This window comes from Aeromonas sp. TS_SC_11 (assembly GCF_057318915.1).
Map to the genome: position 1 here is coordinate 4,395,813 of NZ_CM170470.1, position 17,995 is coordinate 4,413,807.

The following is a 17,995-nucleotide window of genomic DNA, read 5'->3' on the forward strand; positions in this document are numbered from 1 at the left end:
TGTGGTCGTTGCTGTATCTGTAATCTGACAGCAAATTAAGAACCCAAAGAAAAAGCCCGCTGACCCCAGCGGGCTTTTTTATTATCCGGCAAATGGACCTGTGATGAAACCGAGAATTCAGACAAGAACACTGACATGGCGATGGCAACCCTACTGAAACCGCCTAAACCAATTTAATTTTCAAGGAATTCAATGTCATGAACATCGGTAAAACGCATCACACGCAAGGGAACGCACTATGACCGTCAATACGACTCGCTTGCCCCTGGGTGAATTCGATACCCTCAAGCTCAATGCCCCCTATGTGGCCGACCCGCTGGCACTCTATACCCAGCTCTGCCAGGGGCGCCCCAACAACCTGCTGCTGGAATCGGTGGAGATCGACTCCAAGGCCGGCAAGCAGAGCCTGCTGCTGGTCGATGCCTGCCTGCGCATCGAGTGCCGGGGGCGCACTGTGCGGGTTCGCACTCTGAACGACAACGGCGCCCAGTTGCAGAGCCTGCTGGCCGAGCGTCTGCCCGCCGTCATCAGCCAGACGCTGGTGGATGGCGAGTTGCAGCTCGACTTCCCCGCCTCCGATCGGGCTCTGGATGAAGACAGTCGCCTCAAGGGAACCAGCGTGCTGGACGTGCTGCGCACCCTGCAACAGGAGCTGCAGTGCCAGCTGGGTAAAGAAGCACTGTTTATGGCAGGCAGCTTCGCCTACGACCTGATCGCCTCTTTCGAGGATCTGCCAGAGGTGCCGGAGGGGAGCAACAACTGCCCCGACTACTGCTTCTATGTGGCCGAGACCCTGATCACCATCGACCATATCGAGCGCTCTACCCAGCTGCTGGCCTGCATCTTTGGCGGCGACAGCGACGAGAGCCATGTGGACGACAGATATGCCCGTCTCACCGAGCGACTCACCGACTTCAAACTGGCCTGCCAGCAAGCCCGGATCCCGGCGCAAACCACTGCGGCCCTGACCGGCGGCATGAGTGTGGACAAGAGCGACAAACAGTTCTGCGCCGAGGTGGAGAAGCTCAAGGGCTTTATCCGCCGTGGCGACATCTTCCAGGTGGTGCCGTCCCGCTGCTTCTCCCTGCCCTGCCCGAGCCCGCTGGCCGCCTATCGCCGCCTCAAGCAGACCAACCCCAGCCCCTACATGTTCTACGTGCAGGATGAGAACTTCACCCTGTTTGGCGCCTCGCCGGAGAGCGCGGTCAAGTTCTGCGCCGCCAGCCGCGACGTCGAGATGTACCCCATCGCCGGTACCCGCCGCCGCGGCTTCAACCCGGATGGCAGCATCAACCGGGATCTCGATGGTCGCATCGAGCTGGAGCTGCGTCAGGATGAAAAAGAGGTGGCCGAACACCTGATGCTGGTGGATCTGGGCCGCAACGACATAGCCCGCATCTCGGAGCCGGGCACCCGCTACGTCAAGGAGCTGCTCAAGGTGGATCGCTACAGCCACGTGATGCACCTGGTCTCCAAGGTAGTGGGCACATTGCGCTCTGACCTTGACGCCCTGCACGCCTATCAGGCCTGCATGAACATGGGCACCCTCACCGGCGCCCCCAAGATCCGCGCCAGCGAGCTCATTCGCATGGTGGAAGGCAAGCGCCGCGGCAGCTACGGCGGCGCCGTCGGCTACATCAATGGCGCGGGGGAGATGGATACCTGCATCGTCATTCGCTCCGCCTTTGTCAAAGATGGCGTGGCTCATGTGCAGGCCGGTGCCGGTGTGGTCTATGACTCCAAACCCCAGGCCGAAGCGGACGAGACCCGCGCCAAGGCGGCCGCCGTGCTGGCCGCCATCGCCGCCAGCCATGGCACCTCACTGCAAGCCCTGAGCGCCCAGCAGGAGCAACATAAGGACGTGAGCCATGACTGATATCTTCCTGCTCGATAACTTCGATTCGTTCACCTACAACCTGGTGGATCAGTTCCGCTCCCTCGGCTATCCGGTGCAGATCTACCGCAACAGCCTGCCCGCGAGCCGCATCATGAGCGAGATCGCCGCCTGCGAAGGGGATGCCGTGCTGGTGCTCTCACCGGGGCCGGGCGCCCCCCATGAAGCGGGTTGCCTGATCGATCTGATCAAGCTGGCCCGTGGTCAGGTGCCCATCCTCGGCATCTGCCTCGGTCATCAGGCCCTGTGCGAAGCCTACGGCGGCACCGTCGGTGCGGCGGGGGAAATCGTCCACGGCAAGCGCTCCCTGATTGAGCACAACGGCCACGGCGCCTTTGCTGGTCTGCCGAGCCCGCTGCCGGTGGCCCGCTACCACTCGCTGGTCGCCACCTATGTGCCGGAAGAGCTGACTGTGATTGCCCACTATCAGGGCATGCCCATGGCCATAGAGCAGCAGGATGACAGGGTGCTGGGCTTCCAGTTCCACCCCGAATCCATCATGACCTCGGAAGGGGCCCGTCTGCTGACTCAGGCGCTCGCCCATATCACCCGTCCAGTTAGCAGTGTGCGGTAAGGAAGACCCTATGCATCATCATCTCAACACTCTCTATCAGGGTCAGTCTCTGAGCCGTGAAAGCACCCGTGACGCCTTCGGGCAAGTGGTTCGTGGCGAAGTGGATCCCATAGTGCTCGCCAGTTTATTGACCGCCCTCAAGATCAAGGGGGAGACACCGGAGGAGATCGCCGGCGCCGCCGAAGCCCTGCTGGCGGAAGCGCGCGACTTCCCGCGTCCGGATTATGAGTTTTGCGACATCGTCGGTACCGGTGGCGATGGCCTCAACACCATCAACGTTTCCACCACCTCGGCGCTGGTCGCCGCCGCCTGCGGCCTGAAAGTGGCCAAGCATGGCAACCGCTCGGTATCGAGCAAGTCGGGTTCGAGCGATCTGCTCGACAAGATGGGCATCAAGCTCGACATGAGCCCGACGCAGGCGCGTCACTGCCTGGACGAACTCGGCATCTGCTTCCTGTTCGCCCCCCAGTACCACGCTGGCGTGCGCCACGCCATGCCGGTGCGTCAGGCCCTCAAGACCCGCACCCTGTTCAACGTGCTGGGGCCGCTTATCAACCCCGCCCGCCCCACCTATCAGCTGATGGGGGTCTATGCCCCCGAGCTGGTGCGCCCCATCGCCGAAACCCTGCTGGCACTGGGATTGAAAACAGGTATGGTGGTTCACGGCGCCGGGCTGGATGAAATTGCCATCCACGGCCCGACCCAGGTGGCCCAGATCCGTGACGGCGAGATCCGCGAATTCATGATCACCCCGGCTGACTTTGGCCTCGAGACCTATCCGGTCAGCGCCATTCAAGGGGGCGAGCCGGAAGAGAACCGCGCCATCACCGCCGCCATTCTGGCAGGGCAAGGCACTCCGGCGCACAACGCCGCCATCGCCGCCAACGTGGCCCCGCTGCTGCTGATGGCAGGCAAGGCGGCGGATCTCAAGAGCGCGGCGGCCGAGGTGCTGGCGGTGCTGGCGAGCGGCAAGGCGGCTGATCTGGCCGCCCGGCTGGCCACCCTGAGCCATCAGGAGGCATGATGTCAGCCACTACTTCGCACAGCAGTCATTCAGAACGCCCGACCGGCAATACCCAGTTTCGCAAGGATAACGAGATGTCAGACCCCATTGCCCCCCATGCCTACCTGAATATGGCCTCCATCAACCAGACCATTCTCGGCAAAATCGTGGCGGCCAAGCAGGAGTGGGTTGCCACCCGCAAGCTGGCCCAGCCACTGGAGAGCTTCCAGAGTGAACTGGTAGCAAGCGATCGGGATTTTGTCGGTGCGCTCAAGGCCGGTTCCACCCGCTTTATTCTGGAGTGCAAGAAGGCCTCCCCTTCCAAGGGCTTGATCCGCAATGACTTCAGCCCGGAGGCCATCGCCGATATCTATGGCAAATACGCCACCGCCATCTCTGTGCTGACCGATGAGAAGTTCTTTCAGGGGGATTTCGCCTTTTTGCCGCGAGTGCGCACCCGCGTCCAGCAACCGGTGCTGTGCAAGGATTTCATGATTGACCCCTATCAGCTCTATCTGGCCCGCCACTATCAGGCGGACGCCATACTGCTGATGCTCTCCGTGCTCACCGACGAGGGCTATCGCGCCCTGTTTGCGGTGGCCAAAGAGCTGGATCTGGGCGTGCTCACCGAGGTAAGCAACGAGGAGGAGCTGACCCGCGCCATCGCGCTGGGGGCGCCGGTCATCGGCATCAACAACCGGGATCTGCGGGACTTGAGCGTGGATCTCAACCGCACCAAGCTGCTGGCCAGAGACATTCCCGCCGACCGGGTCGTGATCAGCGAATCGGGCATCAAGGATCGCACCCAGGTGGCCGACCTTCGCCACCATGCCAAGGGCTTCCTGGTGGGCTCCTCCCTGATGGAGGAAGCCGATCTGGAGGCCGCAGTGCGCAAGCTGGTGCTGGGCCAGAACAAGGTATGCGGCCTGACCCGCGCCGAAGATGCCACCGCCGCCCATCAGGCAGGCGCCGTATTCGGCGGACTTATCTTTGTGGCGAAGAGCCCGCGCTATGTGGACATTCCCACCGCCCGTACCGTGATGGCGGGTGCGCCGCTCTCCTATGTGGGGGTGTTTCGCAATGCCCAGCAAGAGACCATCGCCAAAACGGTGGAGGTGCTGGGACTGGCCGCGGTGCAACTGCATGGGGATGAAGACGCCGCCTATATCGACAACCTGCGTCCGCTGTTGCCGGCGACCTGCCAAGTCTGGAAGGCAGTCGGCATCACAAGTGGCGAGCCGCTGCCCGCTCTCGACTATCCGGCGGATCGGCTGCTGCTCGATACGAAAGTAGGCAGCCAGAGCGGCGGCACCGGTCAGGCGTTCGACTGGCGCCTGCTGGCCAATCTCGATAAAGCCAGGCTGATGCTGGCAGGCGGGCTGAATCCCGACAACGCCCTGCAGGCGGCTCAGGTCGGCTGCCTCGGCCTTGATTTCAACTCGGGGGTAGAGAGTGCCCCGGGCCAGAAAGATGGCCACAAACTCGCCGCCGCCTTCGCCGCCCTGCGCGCGCTCTAAGGCGGCCACTGGATCTCTGTATCGTTTTTGATGTTCCGTTTTTGACTCAAGGTATAAGGAAGAAACCATGACCCTGCTCAACCCGTTTTTTGGTGAATTTGGCGGCATGTATGTGCCCCAAATCCTCATCCCCGCCCTGCTTCAGCTGGAAAAAGCCTTCGTCGATGCCCAGGAAGACCCGGCCTTTATCGCCGAATTTCAGGAGCTGCTGACCGAGTATGCCGGTCGCCCGACCCCGCTCACCCTGACCCGCAACCTGACCAAGGGCACCAAGACCCGCCTCTACCTCAAGCGCGAAGACCTGCTGCACGGCGGCGCCCACAAGACCAACCAGGTACTGGGTCAGGCGCTGCTGGCCAAGCGGATGGGCAAGAGCGAGATCATCGCCGAGACCGGCGCCGGTCAACATGGCGTCGCCACTGCGCTGGCCTGCGCCCTGCTCGGCCTCAAGTGCCGGGTCTATATGGGCGCCAAGGATTGCGAGCGCCAGAAGCCCAACGTATTTCGCATGAAGCTGATGGGCGCCACCGTCATTCCGGTGCACTCCGGCTCATCCACCCTGAAAGATGCCTGCAACGAGGCGCTGCGTGACTGGGCTGCCAACTACGACTCCGCCCACTACCTGCTGGGCACCGCTGCCGGTCCGCACCCCTTCCCCACTATCGTGCGGGAGTTCCAGAAGATGATCGGCGAAGAGGCCAAGGCCCAGTGCTTCAAGAAAGAGGAACGGCTGCCTGATGCGGTGATCGCCTGCGTCGGCGGCGGTTCCAACGCCATCGGCATGTTTGCCGACTTCATCGACAACAAGGAGGTACGTCTTATCGGGGTCGAGCCGGGTGGTCACGGCATCGAGAGTGGCGAGCACGGTGCGCCGCTGGGTCACGGCAGCAAGGGGGTCTTCTTTGGCATGCACTCCTACCTGATGCAGGACAAGCAGGGGCAAATTCAGGAGTCCTACTCCGTCTCGGCGGGGCTCGACTTCCCCTCCGTCGGCCCGCAGCACGCCCATCTGGCTTCCATCGGCCGCGCCGAGTATGTCTCCATCACCGACAAGGAGGCGCTGGACGCCTTCCAGGAGCTGGCCAAATCCGAGGGGATTATCCCTGCGCTGGAGTCCTCCCACGCGCTGGCTCACGCCCTCAAGATGGCCCGCAGTGAACCGGAAAAAGAGCAGGTGCTCATCGTCAACCTCTCCGGCCGTGGCGACAAAGATATCTTCACCGTTGCCGACATCTTTGAAAAAGAAGGAACCTTGTCATGAACCGTTACGCACAACTCTTCTCCCGTCTGGATGCGGTCAATCAGGGCGCCTTTGTACCGTTCGTGATGCTGGGTGACCCCACCCCCGAATTGTCGCTGGCCATCGTCGATGCCCTGGTCGAAGGGGGCGCCGATGCCCTCGAACTCGGCATTCCCTTCTCCGATCCGGTGGCGGACGGCCCCACCATTCAGGGCGCCGCCCTGCGCGCCTTCGAGAGCCACACCACCCCGGACGACTGCTTCGATCTGCTCGCTCGCATCCGAGCCAAGTACCCGCAGCTACCCATTGGCCTGCTGGTTTACGCGAATCTCGTTTATGTGCGCCACATCGACGGCTTCTATGAGAAGTGCCAGCAGGCGGGTGTGGATTCTGTGCTGGTCGCTGACGTGCCGGTACAGATGTGCGCCCCCTACAAGGCGGCCGCCGACAAGTTCGGTATCGACAGCATCTTTATCGCCCCGCCCAATGGCGATGCCGAGACCCTGAAACAGGTGGCGGAGCTGGGCAGTGGTTACACCTATCTGGTGAGCCGCGCTGGCGTGACCGGTGCCGAGACCAAGGCCGGTATGCCGGTGGATGGCCTGATCAATACCCTGCGCGAGTTCAAGGCGCCCCCCGCCCTGCTCGGCTTTGGCATCAGCGAACCGGCGCAAGTACGTGAAGCCATTGCCGCCGGTGCCGCCGGTGCCATCTCCGGCTCCGCCGTGGTGAAGATCATCGAGACCCACCACAAGAATCCGGAGCATATGCTTACTCGTCTGAAAGAGTTTGTGGAAGGGATGAAGGCCGCGACCAACCGATAAGGGACGGCATTGGTCAAATACCATTGGCCGTGTCTGCAAAAAGGGAGCCTGATAGGCTCCCTTTTCTTACCCGACGTCTGGTGTTGGCTTCTCTGTAGGTCTGATTAGCGAAGCGTAATCAGACGATCGCGGAGTTGATCTGGTAGCGCGGCTTCGCCACGCAGGACGCGAGGACTCCGTCCTCGATGGGGTTTCGCCCGCCCTTCTGGCCGGGGCGAGTGACTTTGGAAAGACCCAAAGTCACCAAAGGTCTTCTCCCCCGCCAAGCCGCCCGCCTACGGCGGTTTCCCTTATCTCGCTCTCTGGGTCGGACGGAACGCCGCAGATGGTACATCCCTGTACCAACCGCGGCTGCGCCGTCATCCCTGACGGCGCTCCTGACTCATTGAGCTGGACTCGGCGGTTTGGAGGGGGATCAAGACAAGACAGTGCCAACCCACAGCCCCCGTCTAACCGCAGATATGCTCCCTCTCCCCTTGGGAGAGGGTTGGGGTGAGGGGAATTTCCATACTCTCTGCTGAAGCAATGACGCACTTAAAATATCGATTGCTCACTAATTAATTGAGCCAACTCAGGTTTCTATCAACTTCCTCTTTCCATGTCTCAATCCGGCCCCTTAAGATGACAATCGACAATCCATCTCTCGGGAACATGTCATGGAAGCGATTGTTGCTACCTCGCGGGTGAAAAGCAGCGAACTGGGGGCTGAAACCCAGGGGCGGTAGCCTTGCCTGAAGAAACAGACAAGCAAGGTGAGAAAGGCATTGACCTCGACGGCACCGAGTTTTTGCGGGTGTAGTAGTTGATTAAAAAATATGAAATTGCGGACCCAGTACCAGTAGGACTTTTCAGTACGGATGCTGTAGTGATGCAAACGCATCACTGTCCTGAACTGTTTTTTTATACAGTGGTAATGATAGAGTAAAAAAGAGGAGGTCAAGCGAGTACATTCAAGCATCAGAGGTAGACTAGTAACGCTTTGATTTAATTGTTTTTTTCATGACCACCATCAGTGCAGAGCGGAGTTATATGGAAGGCTCTACTATCGGATTAGTGCCGCCTTCTATCTAATCACTGTTATCTGCTTAATTAGGAGAAGTGAATTTGAATGTTGAATATCTTGTTCTAATTGATTCAAAAGAACCTTATTGCCAGTCTGTGGATTCCTTAAATAACCTGATTCAAGCATATGATCAGGTAAGAATTTGTGGAAATAAAATATTTTTTTCTGAGTGCGAGTTTAAATATGATGTAAATTTCGACAATGTCGGAGAAGGGCATCAAAGATATTTTCATATAAAACTCGCTCTAGTAAATAGTGCCAATCAACAGCAATTTCGGGAGCTTCTAAAGCTGCTTCGAGCCATCTTGACAAAAATTAGCGGCAGGCCCGCAGAGATTTTATGGGATGAAATAGCGAGTAAGCTTTGTGAGGACGCTTATCCCAAAATACATCACACAGAAAATTTGCTAAGAAAGCTGATAGCTAAATTTATGCTTGCGAATATAGGTGTCCGTTGGACAAAAGATGCCATTCCAAATGAAGTAGAAGAATCGATTAAAACTAAAAAATCAGACCGTTCAGATAATTATCTGCATGATCTGGATTTCATTCAACTTTCTAACCTGCTTTTTAAGGAGTATTCCACTGGAGATATTAGAAAGATAACCGAAAGAATATCTGAGGCGAGTAGCATATCTGATCTTGATATAGGCGAATTAAAAGAACTCGTTCCCCAGTCAAACTGGCAAAGGTACTTCTCGCCAATTGTTGAGTGTGATAGTGGATATCTGAAGAAGCGTTGGGATCGATTATATGAGCTGCGATGTAAAGTCGCGCATAATCGCTTTATTACATTAGATGAGTCGAATGAAATTAATGTAATAACCCGTGAAGTTGATGAGAAATTTGTTAGGGCAATTGAAGGTCTTGGTCAAGTAAAGGTGTCCGACGAACAAAAAGAAGAAGTTGCAGAAAATGTAGCTGCGACATCAAACGATTTGTTTGCCGACTTCTTAAGGAAATGGGAGTTACTTTTATCATCTATAAGAGATCTTGATGAGCTGGTTGCAACTGACGCTAATGAAATTAGCAAACTGCAGGGTAAGAATAATTGGAGAAACCTAATCAACTTTGCAATTAAAAAGAAATATCTTACAAAAGAATTCAAAAACAAAGTTCAAGAAGTTGGCCAGTTTCGCAACGCGATTGTTCACAATCCCGACCTCATATTTACCGAAGAAGGTATTTTGGAGAAGATTTCAATAATGGATGATCTTATTGAGGAGTTGTGGGAGAGCGCCGAAGGAGTGCGGATAGGTCTTTCGAGGATGAGAGAAGCACTTTAATGCAGATAACAAACGCGTCAATTAGGACGCTCGCAAGCTCGCGCCTGTTACGCGGGCGTTAACTAGCAATTAAAATTTCGAGTATACATTCAAATGACAAAAGCATTATTAATTATTGACGTCCAAGTCGGCTTATTTGAACCAACACCATCACCTTACAAATCTGATGAAGTGATTTCAAATATCAATAAACTCACTGATAAGGCGCGACCGTCTAAAACGCCGATCATTTGGATACAACATGAAACACCAAGCCATGAAATTCTAAAGTTTCAAAGTTCTGGCTGGAAATTGCCTAATAATTTGAATCGGACTGAATCAGATTTTTATGTTCGCAAAACCACACCTGACTCTTTTTTTAAAACCGACTTACTTCAAATATTAACAAACCAAACTGTTTCTGAATTGGTGGTCTGTGGTTATGCAACTGAATTTTGTGTAGATACAACGATTCGAAGTGCAGCGGAAAAAGGTTTTCAAATCACGTTAGTGAGTGATACTCATACCACACATGATAAACAACACGCACCTGCTGAGTTCATAATTCAACACCACAACGCCACGTTGCCAAATATTACAAGTTTCGGTGTAAAAATTAAAACTGAGCAATCCGCATTAGTCGAATTTGCTAGTTAAAAAACTTGATGCGGGACCGCTTTGCGGTCCCACAAATTGAAGTTAAGTGCCTATGAGAATCGTCAGCATCATTGCTCTATTACTGATGATTTGCTGCAACCTAAATGCAGAGGACAAATCAATGGATCAAGAAGAAGCCAAAAAAACTTGGGACGAGTACCATGAAAAAATAAAAATGCGCCGCCTTGCAGAAGCGAAAATTATAAATGCTGAACTTGGCAGCAATGGCATCACTACAGAAACCGATCTAATACTAGACTTCAATTTCTTCACTCAAGATAAAGAAGGTGCCAAAGGTATAAAAGAGCAGCTTAGTGAAAACTATGAAATGTCGATGTATCAGGATGGCGAATACTGGAAAATTTCAGGCACCTCTCGACCATATGCTGTGAATTTATCCACTGAGCAACATTTAGGCTGGGTAGAGTTCATGCACGATGTGGCTCTTTCTTATGGCTGCATTTTTAGCTCATGGACTGTTACCGAACATAAAACAAAGAAGTCATGGTCAAATGAAAATATTGAAACAGAGTTTAATTAGGGTAGCACTAAACAAGCGCATGTTGCCGGACTGGTGTTCCGCTGCGATCCAAACCAGCAGCAAATGCGGACGTTGTTTATTATATAGGAAATATGAAAGCTCATTTATTGAAATGATAGCGCTTATTTGAGGTCAGTTGCTGAAGCATTACTGATACTTCGTCCTTATTTTTATTTGGGCTCTTTGTCAGAACACAAACCTGGGACACCCACCTTTCTGAACCAGACATGGCATAGCCAACATTCAAAATGATGGGTGTCCCAGCTCTGCTGCATCTCAGCCCCAAAAGTTAGCGTTAGGATATTTGAGAAGTTGTGTGATAAATATCAACCGAAAAACAAAACGATTGGCCATTCTCTGCACCTTCCTGTTTCTGATCAGACTCGGATTTCGCGCCTTTGGCTATGACCTGTTTTATCACAATCCAAATAACCCCTCTGGCATATCGGATTTGATTGAAGTGGCATTGGCCATCATTTATCTGGCGAGTCTGGGTCTCTGCATACTGCATGCCCTGTGGATATTGCTCCGGCACTGGGATCAAGGTGCCTTGGGGGCCTCAGCCCTGCTCGCCCTCTGTGCCGTCCAGTGGCACAGCTATGACTATCTTCATCACCTGGCCGCCAGTCTCAACCTCTACTGAGAACCCCTCCACACCCGCCACCCCATCAATACCAGCATCAATACAACCCCCGGCAGCCAGATCCAGTAGAGCTCGGAGAGGATCACGGCCTCGCCTCGGGCGGTGAGATAGGCCTCCAGCTTGAAGGGGGCGACCCGGATCACCTGCCAGGGGGCAAAGAAGCGCTCGTCACGCCACGGCCAGAGCCAGCCAACCCCCTTGCCGCCGGTGGTGAGCGAATCGAGCAGGCTGTGGGAAAGCAGAGAGACCAGCAGAAACGACCAGACGGTGGCAGCGCTCGCCCTAAGCTGCCGATGAAACAGCATGACCAGCGTGGGCAGGGCAAAGGCGAACAGCAGGGAATGGGTAAAGCCGCGGTGGCCGAGAACATGGCCGTAGGCGACCCCCAGTTTAAAGGCGAGCACATCGGCATCGGGCAGCATGGCGATGGCAATACCTGCCAGCAGCAGGTGCGGCGGGATAATCCGGCTGCCAAGCCCGAGCCCAAGGCAGAGGGGCACGGCGGCGTGGGTGACTATGGTAGGCATCTCGTAAAGCTCCAACTGAAAACTGGTGCCTACCCTACCCCCGCTCGGTGAAGTGAACATGAAGTGCCGCACGACTCTGCAAGCCAGATCAGTCCATTCCTCACCCCCTTCCTTTTATGAAAACGTGAACGTTGCTATCACAACCAGTATTCAGATGCTGCCATTATCATGGTGAAACGGCCAATCCCGCCGAGCTTGGCTATCTGGCACGCTACCGGTGCGAGGTTAAGCGCCCTTGCCACCATTTTCAGGCACAGGCTGCGCTGTGGCCCAATCAGCAGTTGTAACCAGCCAATGGAGGCAGGTCACTATCCCAGCCAGCCCAACTCTTGCTGCACGCATGAAAAACGAACTCATGGATTTGCGGCCAGTTGCTGTGCCCATGATCACACAGTGACAACTCTCACGACCCTCTCACCGCCCCCTCGCTTTTTATCATCTAGAGTTACCAGGCAGTGCAAAAGCTGCTGATTTATATACATTCGCCGCCAAAGAGGGATCTTGTTTCATGACAGAGCATACTGATCTGCTGCCCACCAGCACGGATGATGAGCAAAACGCCGGCAACCGCTATCTCTACTACACAGAGGGGGACCTGGCCCGCATTCTCGACAATCTTGAGCAGCTTCGCAGTGCTGTATTCCCCACCGCCCCGGGGGATAACGAAACCGGCACCACAGTGCCGCATAATTTTCCGTCCGTCTGCCTGGTGGGGCTGGGGCGCTGCGGCTCCAACATCGCCCAGGATGTGGCCTCGCTGGTTTACAACGCCCGCAGCTTTTACATGAACGAGTTCAACAGCGAGGAGCAGCGCAAGCGGGAGAAGGAGTTTGGCCCCTTGAGCTGGATCCGCCGCAACCTGCGACTGCCCAGCAATGGCGCCCGCCCTGTCTTTCTGATCGAACCCATGGTGATGCTGGGGGACCTGGACAAGGACATAGATGGCCGCATCCGCCACTCCAATCGCAGCGGCGAAGGTGGCTCCTTGCGCGACTACGCCAAGATGCGGGTGATGGACTTGTCTGAGATCCACGCCGGGGGCGCGGGGAACGCCCCCATCCTGGGTCAGTATCTGGCCAAGATCATTCTCAACAAGAGCCCCCACTACTTCGCCAACTCAGAGTGGCAGGCGATCCATACCTATCTGGTGGACTCCTGCGGCATCAAGGCCAACCAGTCCCGCCTCTATTTCTACATTTTCAGTGCCGGGGGCGGCACCGGCTCCGGCATGGCCTCCGAATTCGGGCTGGCCCAGCAGTACTCCTACATGAGCAAGACCTTCTCGCCCCCGTCAGAAGAGGAAGAGCACCTCTCCCTCGGGGAGCACTTCATGTTCGATCCCATCTTCACCAGCGGCATCTGCATACTGCCCAATATCTGTGATCGGGGCATCGAGATTTCAGAAGCGCTGCACATCAACGCCGGGCGCCTGTTGTGCAAATACCTGGCCGAGGAGTGGGACTTCTCCTATCACTTCGACAACGAGCAGGCGTGCGATGCCAGCATGCTCAAGCGGATCAGGCCCTGGAATGCCATGATGCTGATCTCCAACGACATCATGCGCTACGCCGAAGAGAGCGACGATGGCGAGATCCAGCACGTTGACGTCAACACCATGGAGAAGTACGCCAACCAGTACATCTCCCAGCAGATCTTCAACATTCTCACCGCTCAGGCCGTCACCACCGACTACGACGAGAACTACTTTCGCCGGGCAGGCATCGACATCAGCGAGACCATTCGCCTCGATGCCAATGACCTCTTCATGAGTCTGGCGGGACCGGTGGCGGTGGCTTATGCCGAGTCCATCTCGCCCCCCGGCGGCATGTTTGACAAGGAGGGCGGGCTCAATGTGGACGACCTCTTCATTCGATCCATCGAGCTGCCCCACTTCAACAAGATGACCCAGGCCATAGAGGGGATCAGCCTGCTGCCCATCGAAGCGGGCAACTATCGGGAGTATCTGGACGACTATGTGAAAAGTGGCCATGACCCGGCCCACCTCAACGAACTGCACTTCTTCAAGAACTGCTCCTCTGTGGTGTCTATCATCTCCCTGCCCAAGGAGTACAAGCTCTCCTATATGGATCTCAACCGGCTCAAGTCACACCTCAACGGGCTCTTTCCCAATACCACCCTCAAGCGTTATGCCCTGGTCATAGGTGCGTCGGCCAACATCTCCCTCACCACCCTGATCGTCAAGAGCCCCTGCCTGAGCGATGACTTCCTGACCCTGATAGTGGCCTTTATCAAGCGCTGCTTTGCCAAGGATCACTATCGCTTCGACGATCACCTCGACAAGGTGGTGATCGAGATGATCTGCAACGAGGAGTGGAACGAAGAGCTGCTCGACAGCATGCTCAACGAGTTCGAAAACCCGGCCAAGATCCTCGATACCAACTGGTACGCCATCAAGCCCATGTACGAGAAGAAGTACCGTGAGCTTATCCGCGAGAAAGAGAAGTTCGTCTCCATCAACGACATTCGCCTCAGCCGCGAGTCGGTGAAAAAGGCACTGCTTTATCTGAGGGAGATCTATCGCCACAGAGTCAGCAAGACCCGCATCCTCTCCCTCAATCCCAGACTCGGGGAGACAGGGCCAGGGTAGCCCCATGGCAGTTCCGCGAGGCTCACCGCCTGACCTGTGGCGGTGAGCTCACCGCCTTCTGAGAGGGATGGACCAAGAGACAGCTGACAGGAAAATTACCGCCCCCAAAAACGAAGGAGCCCAATGGGCTCCTTTTTATTGATCTCGTTGCAGCTGGCCACACAAGGCCAAGGCACACAGTGTCAGGAGAGCATGCTTCTCAGCATCCAGGCCGTCTTCTCATGCACATCAAGGCGCTGGGTGAGCACATCGGCGGTGGGCTGATCGTTGGCCTCATCCACCAGATTGAACAACTTTCTGGCGGTTCTGGCCGTGGCCTCTTGTGCCAGCACCAGATGCTTGATCATTTCATTGGCACAAGGCACCCCTTCCACTTCTTTGATGGAGGAGAGCCGTACAAATTCCTTGTAGGTACCCGGTGCCGGAAATCCCAGGGCGCGGATCCGTTCTGCGATAATATCCAATGCATTCCACTGCTCCGTGTACTGGTCCATAAACATATTGTGCAGACTATTGAACTGGGGGCCGGTCACGTTCCAGTGGAAATTATGCGTCATCAGATACAAGGTATAACTGTCTGCAAGCAGTGCCGACAGACCATCTGCAATTTTTTGGCGATCGGTGGTTGAGATGCCTATATCCATTTCTGGTAAAACCATGATGTCATTCTTCATTAATAAAACTCCTGTCATTCACTTTTTTCTCAATGAATTTTGCTGACGCTTTTGCAACAACAACCCCATCGACCGACGCTACGGCATTCAACCGGTGAATACCGTGACCTTGGTCTACTATTTGCGCCGAAAGATATATTTCGCTTCCGATATTAATCGGCGCCTGAAACGCCATGACAACCTCCAGATAAAGAGCTGTGGCGTACCTTGCATAGCTGTAATTTGTGTATGACAGGCGTATGCTATTGGCGCCCCATACGAGAGTGAAGGCCACAAGTGACCACCCAGACTGAACTGCATGTTTGCGCTAAATGCGGCATCAAAACCAACCATCTGGTGGTACTGGTCGCCCGCGACCACAGCCAGGACATCATGCCCAAGGAGCCGCGCAAAACCTTCTGGCAAGCCTTTCGCGCCAGCCTCCTGACCAACGCGGTATTCGGCCAGACCCTGGCCTATCAGACCACCCATGTACGGCATCTGATTTGCGAGCGCTGCGGCGAGAAGTTTCTTGAGTATTGAGTACCTGTTGCCCCCGGCAAGGGGCGATAGCCAGCCTGCTGCCGCACAAATACGCCACGCTCGCTCACCCATTTGTTGATCACCGGCCGCTTTCTCGCAAAGCACCGTTTTACCCCCTTCCACCACCGCTTGCTATGCCCCACTTGCAACCAGGCTCCCTCGGGATCGCTGTCTGTGCCGCAACAAGGTAATCAAACAGCCATGTCCCGTTATATCACCGGTTAACCGCAGCAGACTGGAAGCTGTCATCACAGGTGGTAGCGTAGTTTTTAGGTTGGCGCAGAGCGTAGCTAAGCCCGACAGGCGAGCATTATTGCGCCAGCCAGAGCGGAATAAACGTGGATGCAAGAGATTGGCACACCAGAATTGACGATACATTTCGCGGTAAACCTTGGCTTCACTTCGTTCAGCACCAGCCTACGATTTTTAGCCCAAGATACGAGATGAGCCATATATCTAACGAGACGGCAATCGAAACGACGGCACCTTGCCCATGAAGTGCTTCCTGATCGCACAAACTGGGCTGAGCCCCCTTTCTTCAGTGCTCTACTGTCCTTCACCATCATTGAGCGTTACAACATTATGCTGCATTTCTCTTAGAAACAGATTGGTTAAATCTTGAACCGTTTCATCCATATCTCCCCGCTGGCGATAAACTGCAATTGTAATATTTGGAAGTGTAGGGAGCTGGGTCAATCTCTGGCTATGCTTGGGGGGTGTTTGAGAAAATAAAGCGACGACGCCCAGCCCAGCCTCTGTAGCAGCCTGTAAAGCTGCAAGGCTACTGCTCTCAAATGCTATATGCCAAGGAATACCTTCTCTATTCAATGCCTCTAATATACGATTACGCCATGAGCAAGGTTGACTAAAAATGACTAAAGGTAATGATTCACCTTGATGTTCGAACCCATGCGCTGCAAACCAATAAAGTGGGAAACTGAATTCCTGAATTGGTGCTGGCGCATTGACAATCGGCATGCTGACCAACACATCCAACTCACCACGTTCAAACGCAGCAAATAGTGACTGTTTGTTAGTCACCTCAACCCGCAAGCTTAATCCAGGATGTACACAAGCAAAGTCTGCTAGTACGCGGGTAAAGTGATTACTCACAAGATCTTCAACCAAACCAATACTGCAATGCAGCTTACCTTGTGATGCAGGCTTTAGACTCAGTTGATCGGTTAGACTCAAAATGCGTTCTGCATAAGGTAATAACGCCTCCCCCTCCGTACTTAAACGTATTCCTCTGTTGGAGCGAAGCAGCAATGCATGGCCTAGTTGCTGCTCTAAACGCTGAATTTGCTGGCTAAGCGCTGGCTGTGTTTTCCCTTGCAATATTGCGGCCCGGTTAATGCTGCCACATCGTACAACACTCACGAAGGAGCGCAGCAGTGCGGTATCAAAGTCATTTGTCATAAATGAATCTTATAGCTGCCATTCATTTTTGCAGTCTACCTATGAACTGTGGCATCCGCTAGACTGAGCATGCTTTTATTTTTTAGCTGGAGTTCACGATGTATGTTTTAGCTGTCATTCTTGCGGTCGCAGGTTCGGTCGTATACCATCTTTCGATTAAATTTGTACCTAGTGGTGTCAATCCATTTTTATCTTTGTCCTTGAGTTATGGCATCGCCCTTTTATTATGTTTACCTGGCATTTATTTTTATGACGGTAGTCGCAGCTTCCAAATATTAAACTGGAGTGTTGCGGGTGTGGCGCTGGGAATTTTGGGGATTGAGCTTGGATTCTTGTTGCTATATCGAGCCGGTGGCCATCTGGGGATATCTTCATTCCTGACCAATGCGGCAGGTACACTCTTGCTTTTACCTATTGGACTGTTTTTTTTTCGAGAAGCCTTTTCAGTCACTCGATTGCTGGGCATGGGTGTCGCCCTCTGCGGTCTATGGATGATGATGCCACGTAAATAATAAAGCCCGTAGGTTCGACTAGTAAAGCTGATTCGGGTATTGGCGTATCTTGGATATTGAATTTTCGAACGCCACGGCAACCTTTAGCGAAGTAGGTTGATGCTTAATTTAATGGCACCTCATGTTCATTTAGAAAGAGCACACTGAAAAGTGTCCATATTCAAGTATGTCCTTACTTGCGCCAATAGAGTTAACAGGATTATACAAGAGTGAATCAATACAGACGTCCCCCAATAACTAAACCAGATTGCTTGTGAAAGTAATATCCAGCCTGGCCATTACGGCGCTACTCGGCTTGAACCCGGCACTTATCCGGCAGGATTTTCATATGGATTTGCTTTAGCGGGCGGTGGGACGCCTCTGTCTGATCGTGATTCTCGTCGCGGCCGCTATGGCGGGAATTGGCTGGCCAGTGCATCGCTATCACGCCAAGCAACAACAGCCGGAGTCGCTGACAAGCATCCTGCGGTTGCCCCGGAGATCCCGCTCGCCAAGCCCATTTCTCCAGTTTG

The 17,995-nt window shown here is 54.5% G+C and carries 18 protein-coding genes; 13 read left to right on the forward strand and 5 right to left on the reverse strand.

The genetic code is table 11. The features are described 5' to 3' along the window. Positions 1 to 238: 238 nt before the first annotated feature. The 6 genes from AC1P02_RS20285 to trpA all read left to right on the forward strand — a co-directional run bounded on the left by AC1P02_RS20285 (position 239) and on the right by trpA (position 7,052). The gene (locus AC1P02_RS20285) at positions 239 to 1,876 is read left to right on the forward strand and encodes an anthranilate synthase component 1 (protein ID WP_111587520.1); all 1,638 of its coding nucleotides are present in this window, start codon (positions 239 to 241) and stop codon (positions 1,874 to 1,876) included. Beyond that, the gene (locus AC1P02_RS20290; protein ID WP_485183135.1) at positions 1,869 to 2,468 is read left to right on the forward strand and encodes an aminodeoxychorismate/anthranilate synthase component II; all 600 of its coding nucleotides are present in this window, start codon (positions 1,869 to 1,871) and stop codon (positions 2,466 to 2,468) included. Before AC1P02_RS20285 ends, AC1P02_RS20290 begins: the two co-directional genes overlap by 8 nt. Before the next feature lie 10 nt (positions 2,469 to 2,478). Continuing rightward, on the forward strand, positions 2,479 to 3,492 hold the full coding sequence (gene trpD / locus AC1P02_RS20295) for an anthranilate phosphoribosyltransferase (protein ID WP_485183137.1): 1,014 nt from the start codon (positions 2,479 to 2,481) through the stop codon (positions 3,490 to 3,492). Further along, positions 3,492 to 4,988, forward strand: coding sequence for a bifunctional indole-3-glycerol-phosphate synthase TrpC/phosphoribosylanthranilate isomerase TrpF (trpCF, locus tag AC1P02_RS20300; protein WP_485183139.1), 1,497 nt, complete (start codon positions 3,492 to 3,494; stop codon positions 4,986 to 4,988). Before trpD ends, trpCF begins: the two co-directional genes overlap by 1 nt. Positions 4,989 to 5,055: 67 nt before the next feature. Further along, the gene (gene trpB, locus AC1P02_RS20305; protein WP_021139986.1) at positions 5,056 to 6,249 is read left to right on the forward strand and encodes a tryptophan synthase subunit beta; all 1,194 of its coding nucleotides are present in this window, start codon (positions 5,056 to 5,058) and stop codon (positions 6,247 to 6,249) included. Then, positions 6,246 to 7,052, forward strand: coding sequence for a tryptophan synthase subunit alpha (gene trpA / locus AC1P02_RS20310; protein ID WP_219597536.1), 807 nt, complete (start codon positions 6,246 to 6,248; stop codon positions 7,050 to 7,052). Before trpB ends, trpA begins: the two co-directional genes overlap by 4 nt. Positions 7,053 to 7,668: 616 nt before the next feature. Here trpA and AC1P02_RS20315 read toward each other — a convergent pair. Beyond that, positions 7,669 to 8,010 (reverse strand): phage integrase N-terminal SAM-like domain-containing protein, encoded by a 342-nt coding sequence (locus AC1P02_RS20315; protein ID WP_485183141.1) that lies wholly within the window; start codon positions 8,008 to 8,010, stop codon positions 7,669 to 7,671. A gap of 146 nt (positions 8,011 to 8,156) precedes the next feature. Between AC1P02_RS20315 and AC1P02_RS20320 the strand changes: the two genes are divergently transcribed. The 4 genes from AC1P02_RS20320 to AC1P02_RS20335 all read left to right on the forward strand — a co-directional run bounded on the left by AC1P02_RS20320 (position 8,157) and on the right by AC1P02_RS20335 (position 11,221). Continuing rightward, entirely contained in the window at positions 8,157 to 9,401 is a 1,245-nt protein-coding gene (locus AC1P02_RS20320) for a hypothetical protein (protein ID WP_485183143.1), read from the forward strand. A gap of 93 nt (positions 9,402 to 9,494) precedes the next feature. Further along, positions 9,495 to 10,037 carry a cysteine hydrolase family protein gene (locus tag AC1P02_RS20325; protein WP_485183145.1) on the forward strand — a complete coding sequence of 181 codons (543 nt, stop codon included), beginning with the start codon at positions 9,495 to 9,497 and terminating at the stop codon, positions 10,035 to 10,037. A gap of 121 nt (positions 10,038 to 10,158) precedes the next feature. Continuing rightward, positions 10,159 to 10,578 carry a hypothetical protein gene (locus tag AC1P02_RS20330; protein WP_485183146.1) on the forward strand — a complete coding sequence of 140 codons (420 nt, stop codon included), beginning with the start codon at positions 10,159 to 10,161 and terminating at the stop codon, positions 10,576 to 10,578. Positions 10,579 to 10,894: 316 nt separating this feature from the next. Continuing rightward, complete coding sequence (locus tag AC1P02_RS20335; protein ID WP_485183148.1) at positions 10,895 to 11,221, forward strand: hypothetical protein; 327 nt, start codon at positions 10,895 to 10,897, stop codon at positions 11,219 to 11,221. Here AC1P02_RS20335 and AC1P02_RS20340 read toward each other — a convergent pair. Further along, positions 11,215 to 11,748 carry a metal-dependent hydrolase gene (locus AC1P02_RS20340; RefSeq protein WP_485183150.1) on the reverse strand — a complete coding sequence of 178 codons (534 nt, stop codon included), beginning with the start codon at positions 11,746 to 11,748 and terminating at the stop codon, positions 11,215 to 11,217. The genes AC1P02_RS20335 and AC1P02_RS20340 overlap by 7 nt on opposite strands. A 508-nt stretch (positions 11,749 to 12,256) precedes the next feature. Between AC1P02_RS20340 and AC1P02_RS20345 the strand changes: the two genes are divergently transcribed. Next, positions 12,257 to 14,356, forward strand: coding sequence for a hypothetical protein (locus AC1P02_RS20345; RefSeq protein ID WP_265432021.1), 2,100 nt, complete (start codon positions 12,257 to 12,259; stop codon positions 14,354 to 14,356). A gap of 182 nt (positions 14,357 to 14,538) precedes the next feature. Here AC1P02_RS20345 and AC1P02_RS20350 read toward each other — a convergent pair whose 3' ends face one another. Next, the gene (locus AC1P02_RS20350; protein ID WP_159166804.1) at positions 14,539 to 15,030 is read right to left on the reverse strand and encodes a Dps family protein; all 492 of its coding nucleotides are present in this window, start codon (positions 15,028 to 15,030) and stop codon (positions 14,539 to 14,541) included. Next, the gene (locus AC1P02_RS20355; protein ID WP_275906694.1) at positions 15,020 to 15,205 is read right to left on the reverse strand and encodes a hypothetical protein; all 186 of its coding nucleotides are present in this window, start codon (positions 15,203 to 15,205) and stop codon (positions 15,020 to 15,022) included. Before AC1P02_RS20355 ends, AC1P02_RS20350 begins: the two co-directional genes overlap by 11 nt. Before the next feature lie 101 nt (positions 15,206 to 15,306). Between AC1P02_RS20355 and AC1P02_RS20360 the strand changes: the two genes are divergently transcribed. After that, the gene (locus AC1P02_RS20360) at positions 15,307 to 15,552 is read left to right on the forward strand and encodes a hypothetical protein (RefSeq protein WP_485183152.1); all 246 of its coding nucleotides are present in this window, start codon (positions 15,307 to 15,309) and stop codon (positions 15,550 to 15,552) included. 546 nt (positions 15,553 to 16,098) lie between these two features. Here the strand turns inward: AC1P02_RS20360 and AC1P02_RS20365 are convergent. Continuing rightward, complete coding sequence (locus tag AC1P02_RS20365; protein WP_485183154.1) at positions 16,099 to 16,971, reverse strand: LysR substrate-binding domain-containing protein; 873 nt, start codon at positions 16,969 to 16,971, stop codon at positions 16,099 to 16,101. A gap of 98 nt (positions 16,972 to 17,069) precedes the next feature. Between AC1P02_RS20365 and AC1P02_RS20370 the strand changes: the two genes are divergently transcribed. Continuing rightward, positions 17,070 to 17,483 (forward strand): EamA family transporter, encoded by a 414-nt coding sequence (locus AC1P02_RS20370; protein ID WP_485183155.1) that lies wholly within the window; start codon positions 17,070 to 17,072, stop codon positions 17,481 to 17,483. The last annotated feature ends 512 nt before the right edge of the window (positions 17,484 to 17,995 follow it).

Excerpts from the sequence above, each read along its gene's own strand:
- AC1P02_RS20285 (WP_111587520.1), top strand. The coding sequence starts at position 239 with ATGACCGTCAATACGACTCGCTTGCCCCTGGGTGAATTCGATACCCTC.
- AC1P02_RS20290 (WP_485183135.1), top strand. The coding sequence starts at position 1,869 with ATGACTGATATCTTCCTGCTCGATAACTTCGATTCGTTCACCTACAAC.
- trpD (WP_485183137.1), top strand. The coding sequence starts at position 2,479 with ATGCATCATCATCTCAACACTCTCTATCAGGGTCAGTCTCTGAGCCGT.
- trpCF (WP_485183139.1), top strand. The coding sequence starts at position 3,492 with ATGTCAGCCACTACTTCGCACAGCAGTCATTCAGAACGCCCGACCGGC.
- trpB (WP_021139986.1), top strand. The coding sequence starts at position 5,056 with ATGACCCTGCTCAACCCGTTTTTTGGTGAATTTGGCGGCATGTATGTG.
- trpA (WP_219597536.1), top strand. The coding sequence starts at position 6,246 with ATGAACCGTTACGCACAACTCTTCTCCCGTCTGGATGCGGTCAATCAG.
- AC1P02_RS20315 (WP_485183141.1), bottom strand. The coding sequence starts at position 8,010 with ATGCTTGAATGTACTCGCTTGACCTCCTCTTTTTTACTCTATCATTAC.
- AC1P02_RS20325 (WP_485183145.1), top strand. The coding sequence starts at position 9,495 with ATGACAAAAGCATTATTAATTATTGACGTCCAAGTCGGCTTATTTGAA.
- AC1P02_RS20330 (WP_485183146.1), top strand. The coding sequence starts at position 10,159 with ATGGATCAAGAAGAAGCCAAAAAAACTTGGGACGAGTACCATGAAAAA.
- AC1P02_RS20340 (WP_485183150.1), bottom strand. The coding sequence starts at position 11,748 with ATGCCTACCATAGTCACCCACGCCGCCGTGCCCCTCTGCCTTGGGCTC.
- AC1P02_RS20345 (WP_265432021.1), top strand. The coding sequence starts at position 12,257 with ATGACAGAGCATACTGATCTGCTGCCCACCAGCACGGATGATGAGCAA.
- AC1P02_RS20350 (WP_159166804.1), bottom strand. The coding sequence starts at position 15,030 with ATGAAGAATGACATCATGGTTTTACCAGAAATGGATATAGGCATCTCA.
- AC1P02_RS20355 (WP_275906694.1), bottom strand. The coding sequence starts at position 15,205 with ATGGCGTTTCAGGCGCCGATTAATATCGGAAGCGAAATATATCTTTCG.
- AC1P02_RS20365 (WP_485183154.1), bottom strand. The coding sequence starts at position 16,971 with ATGACAAATGACTTTGATACCGCACTGCTGCGCTCCTTCGTGAGTGTT.
- AC1P02_RS20370 (WP_485183155.1), top strand. The coding sequence starts at position 17,070 with ATGTATGTTTTAGCTGTCATTCTTGCGGTCGCAGGTTCGGTCGTATAC.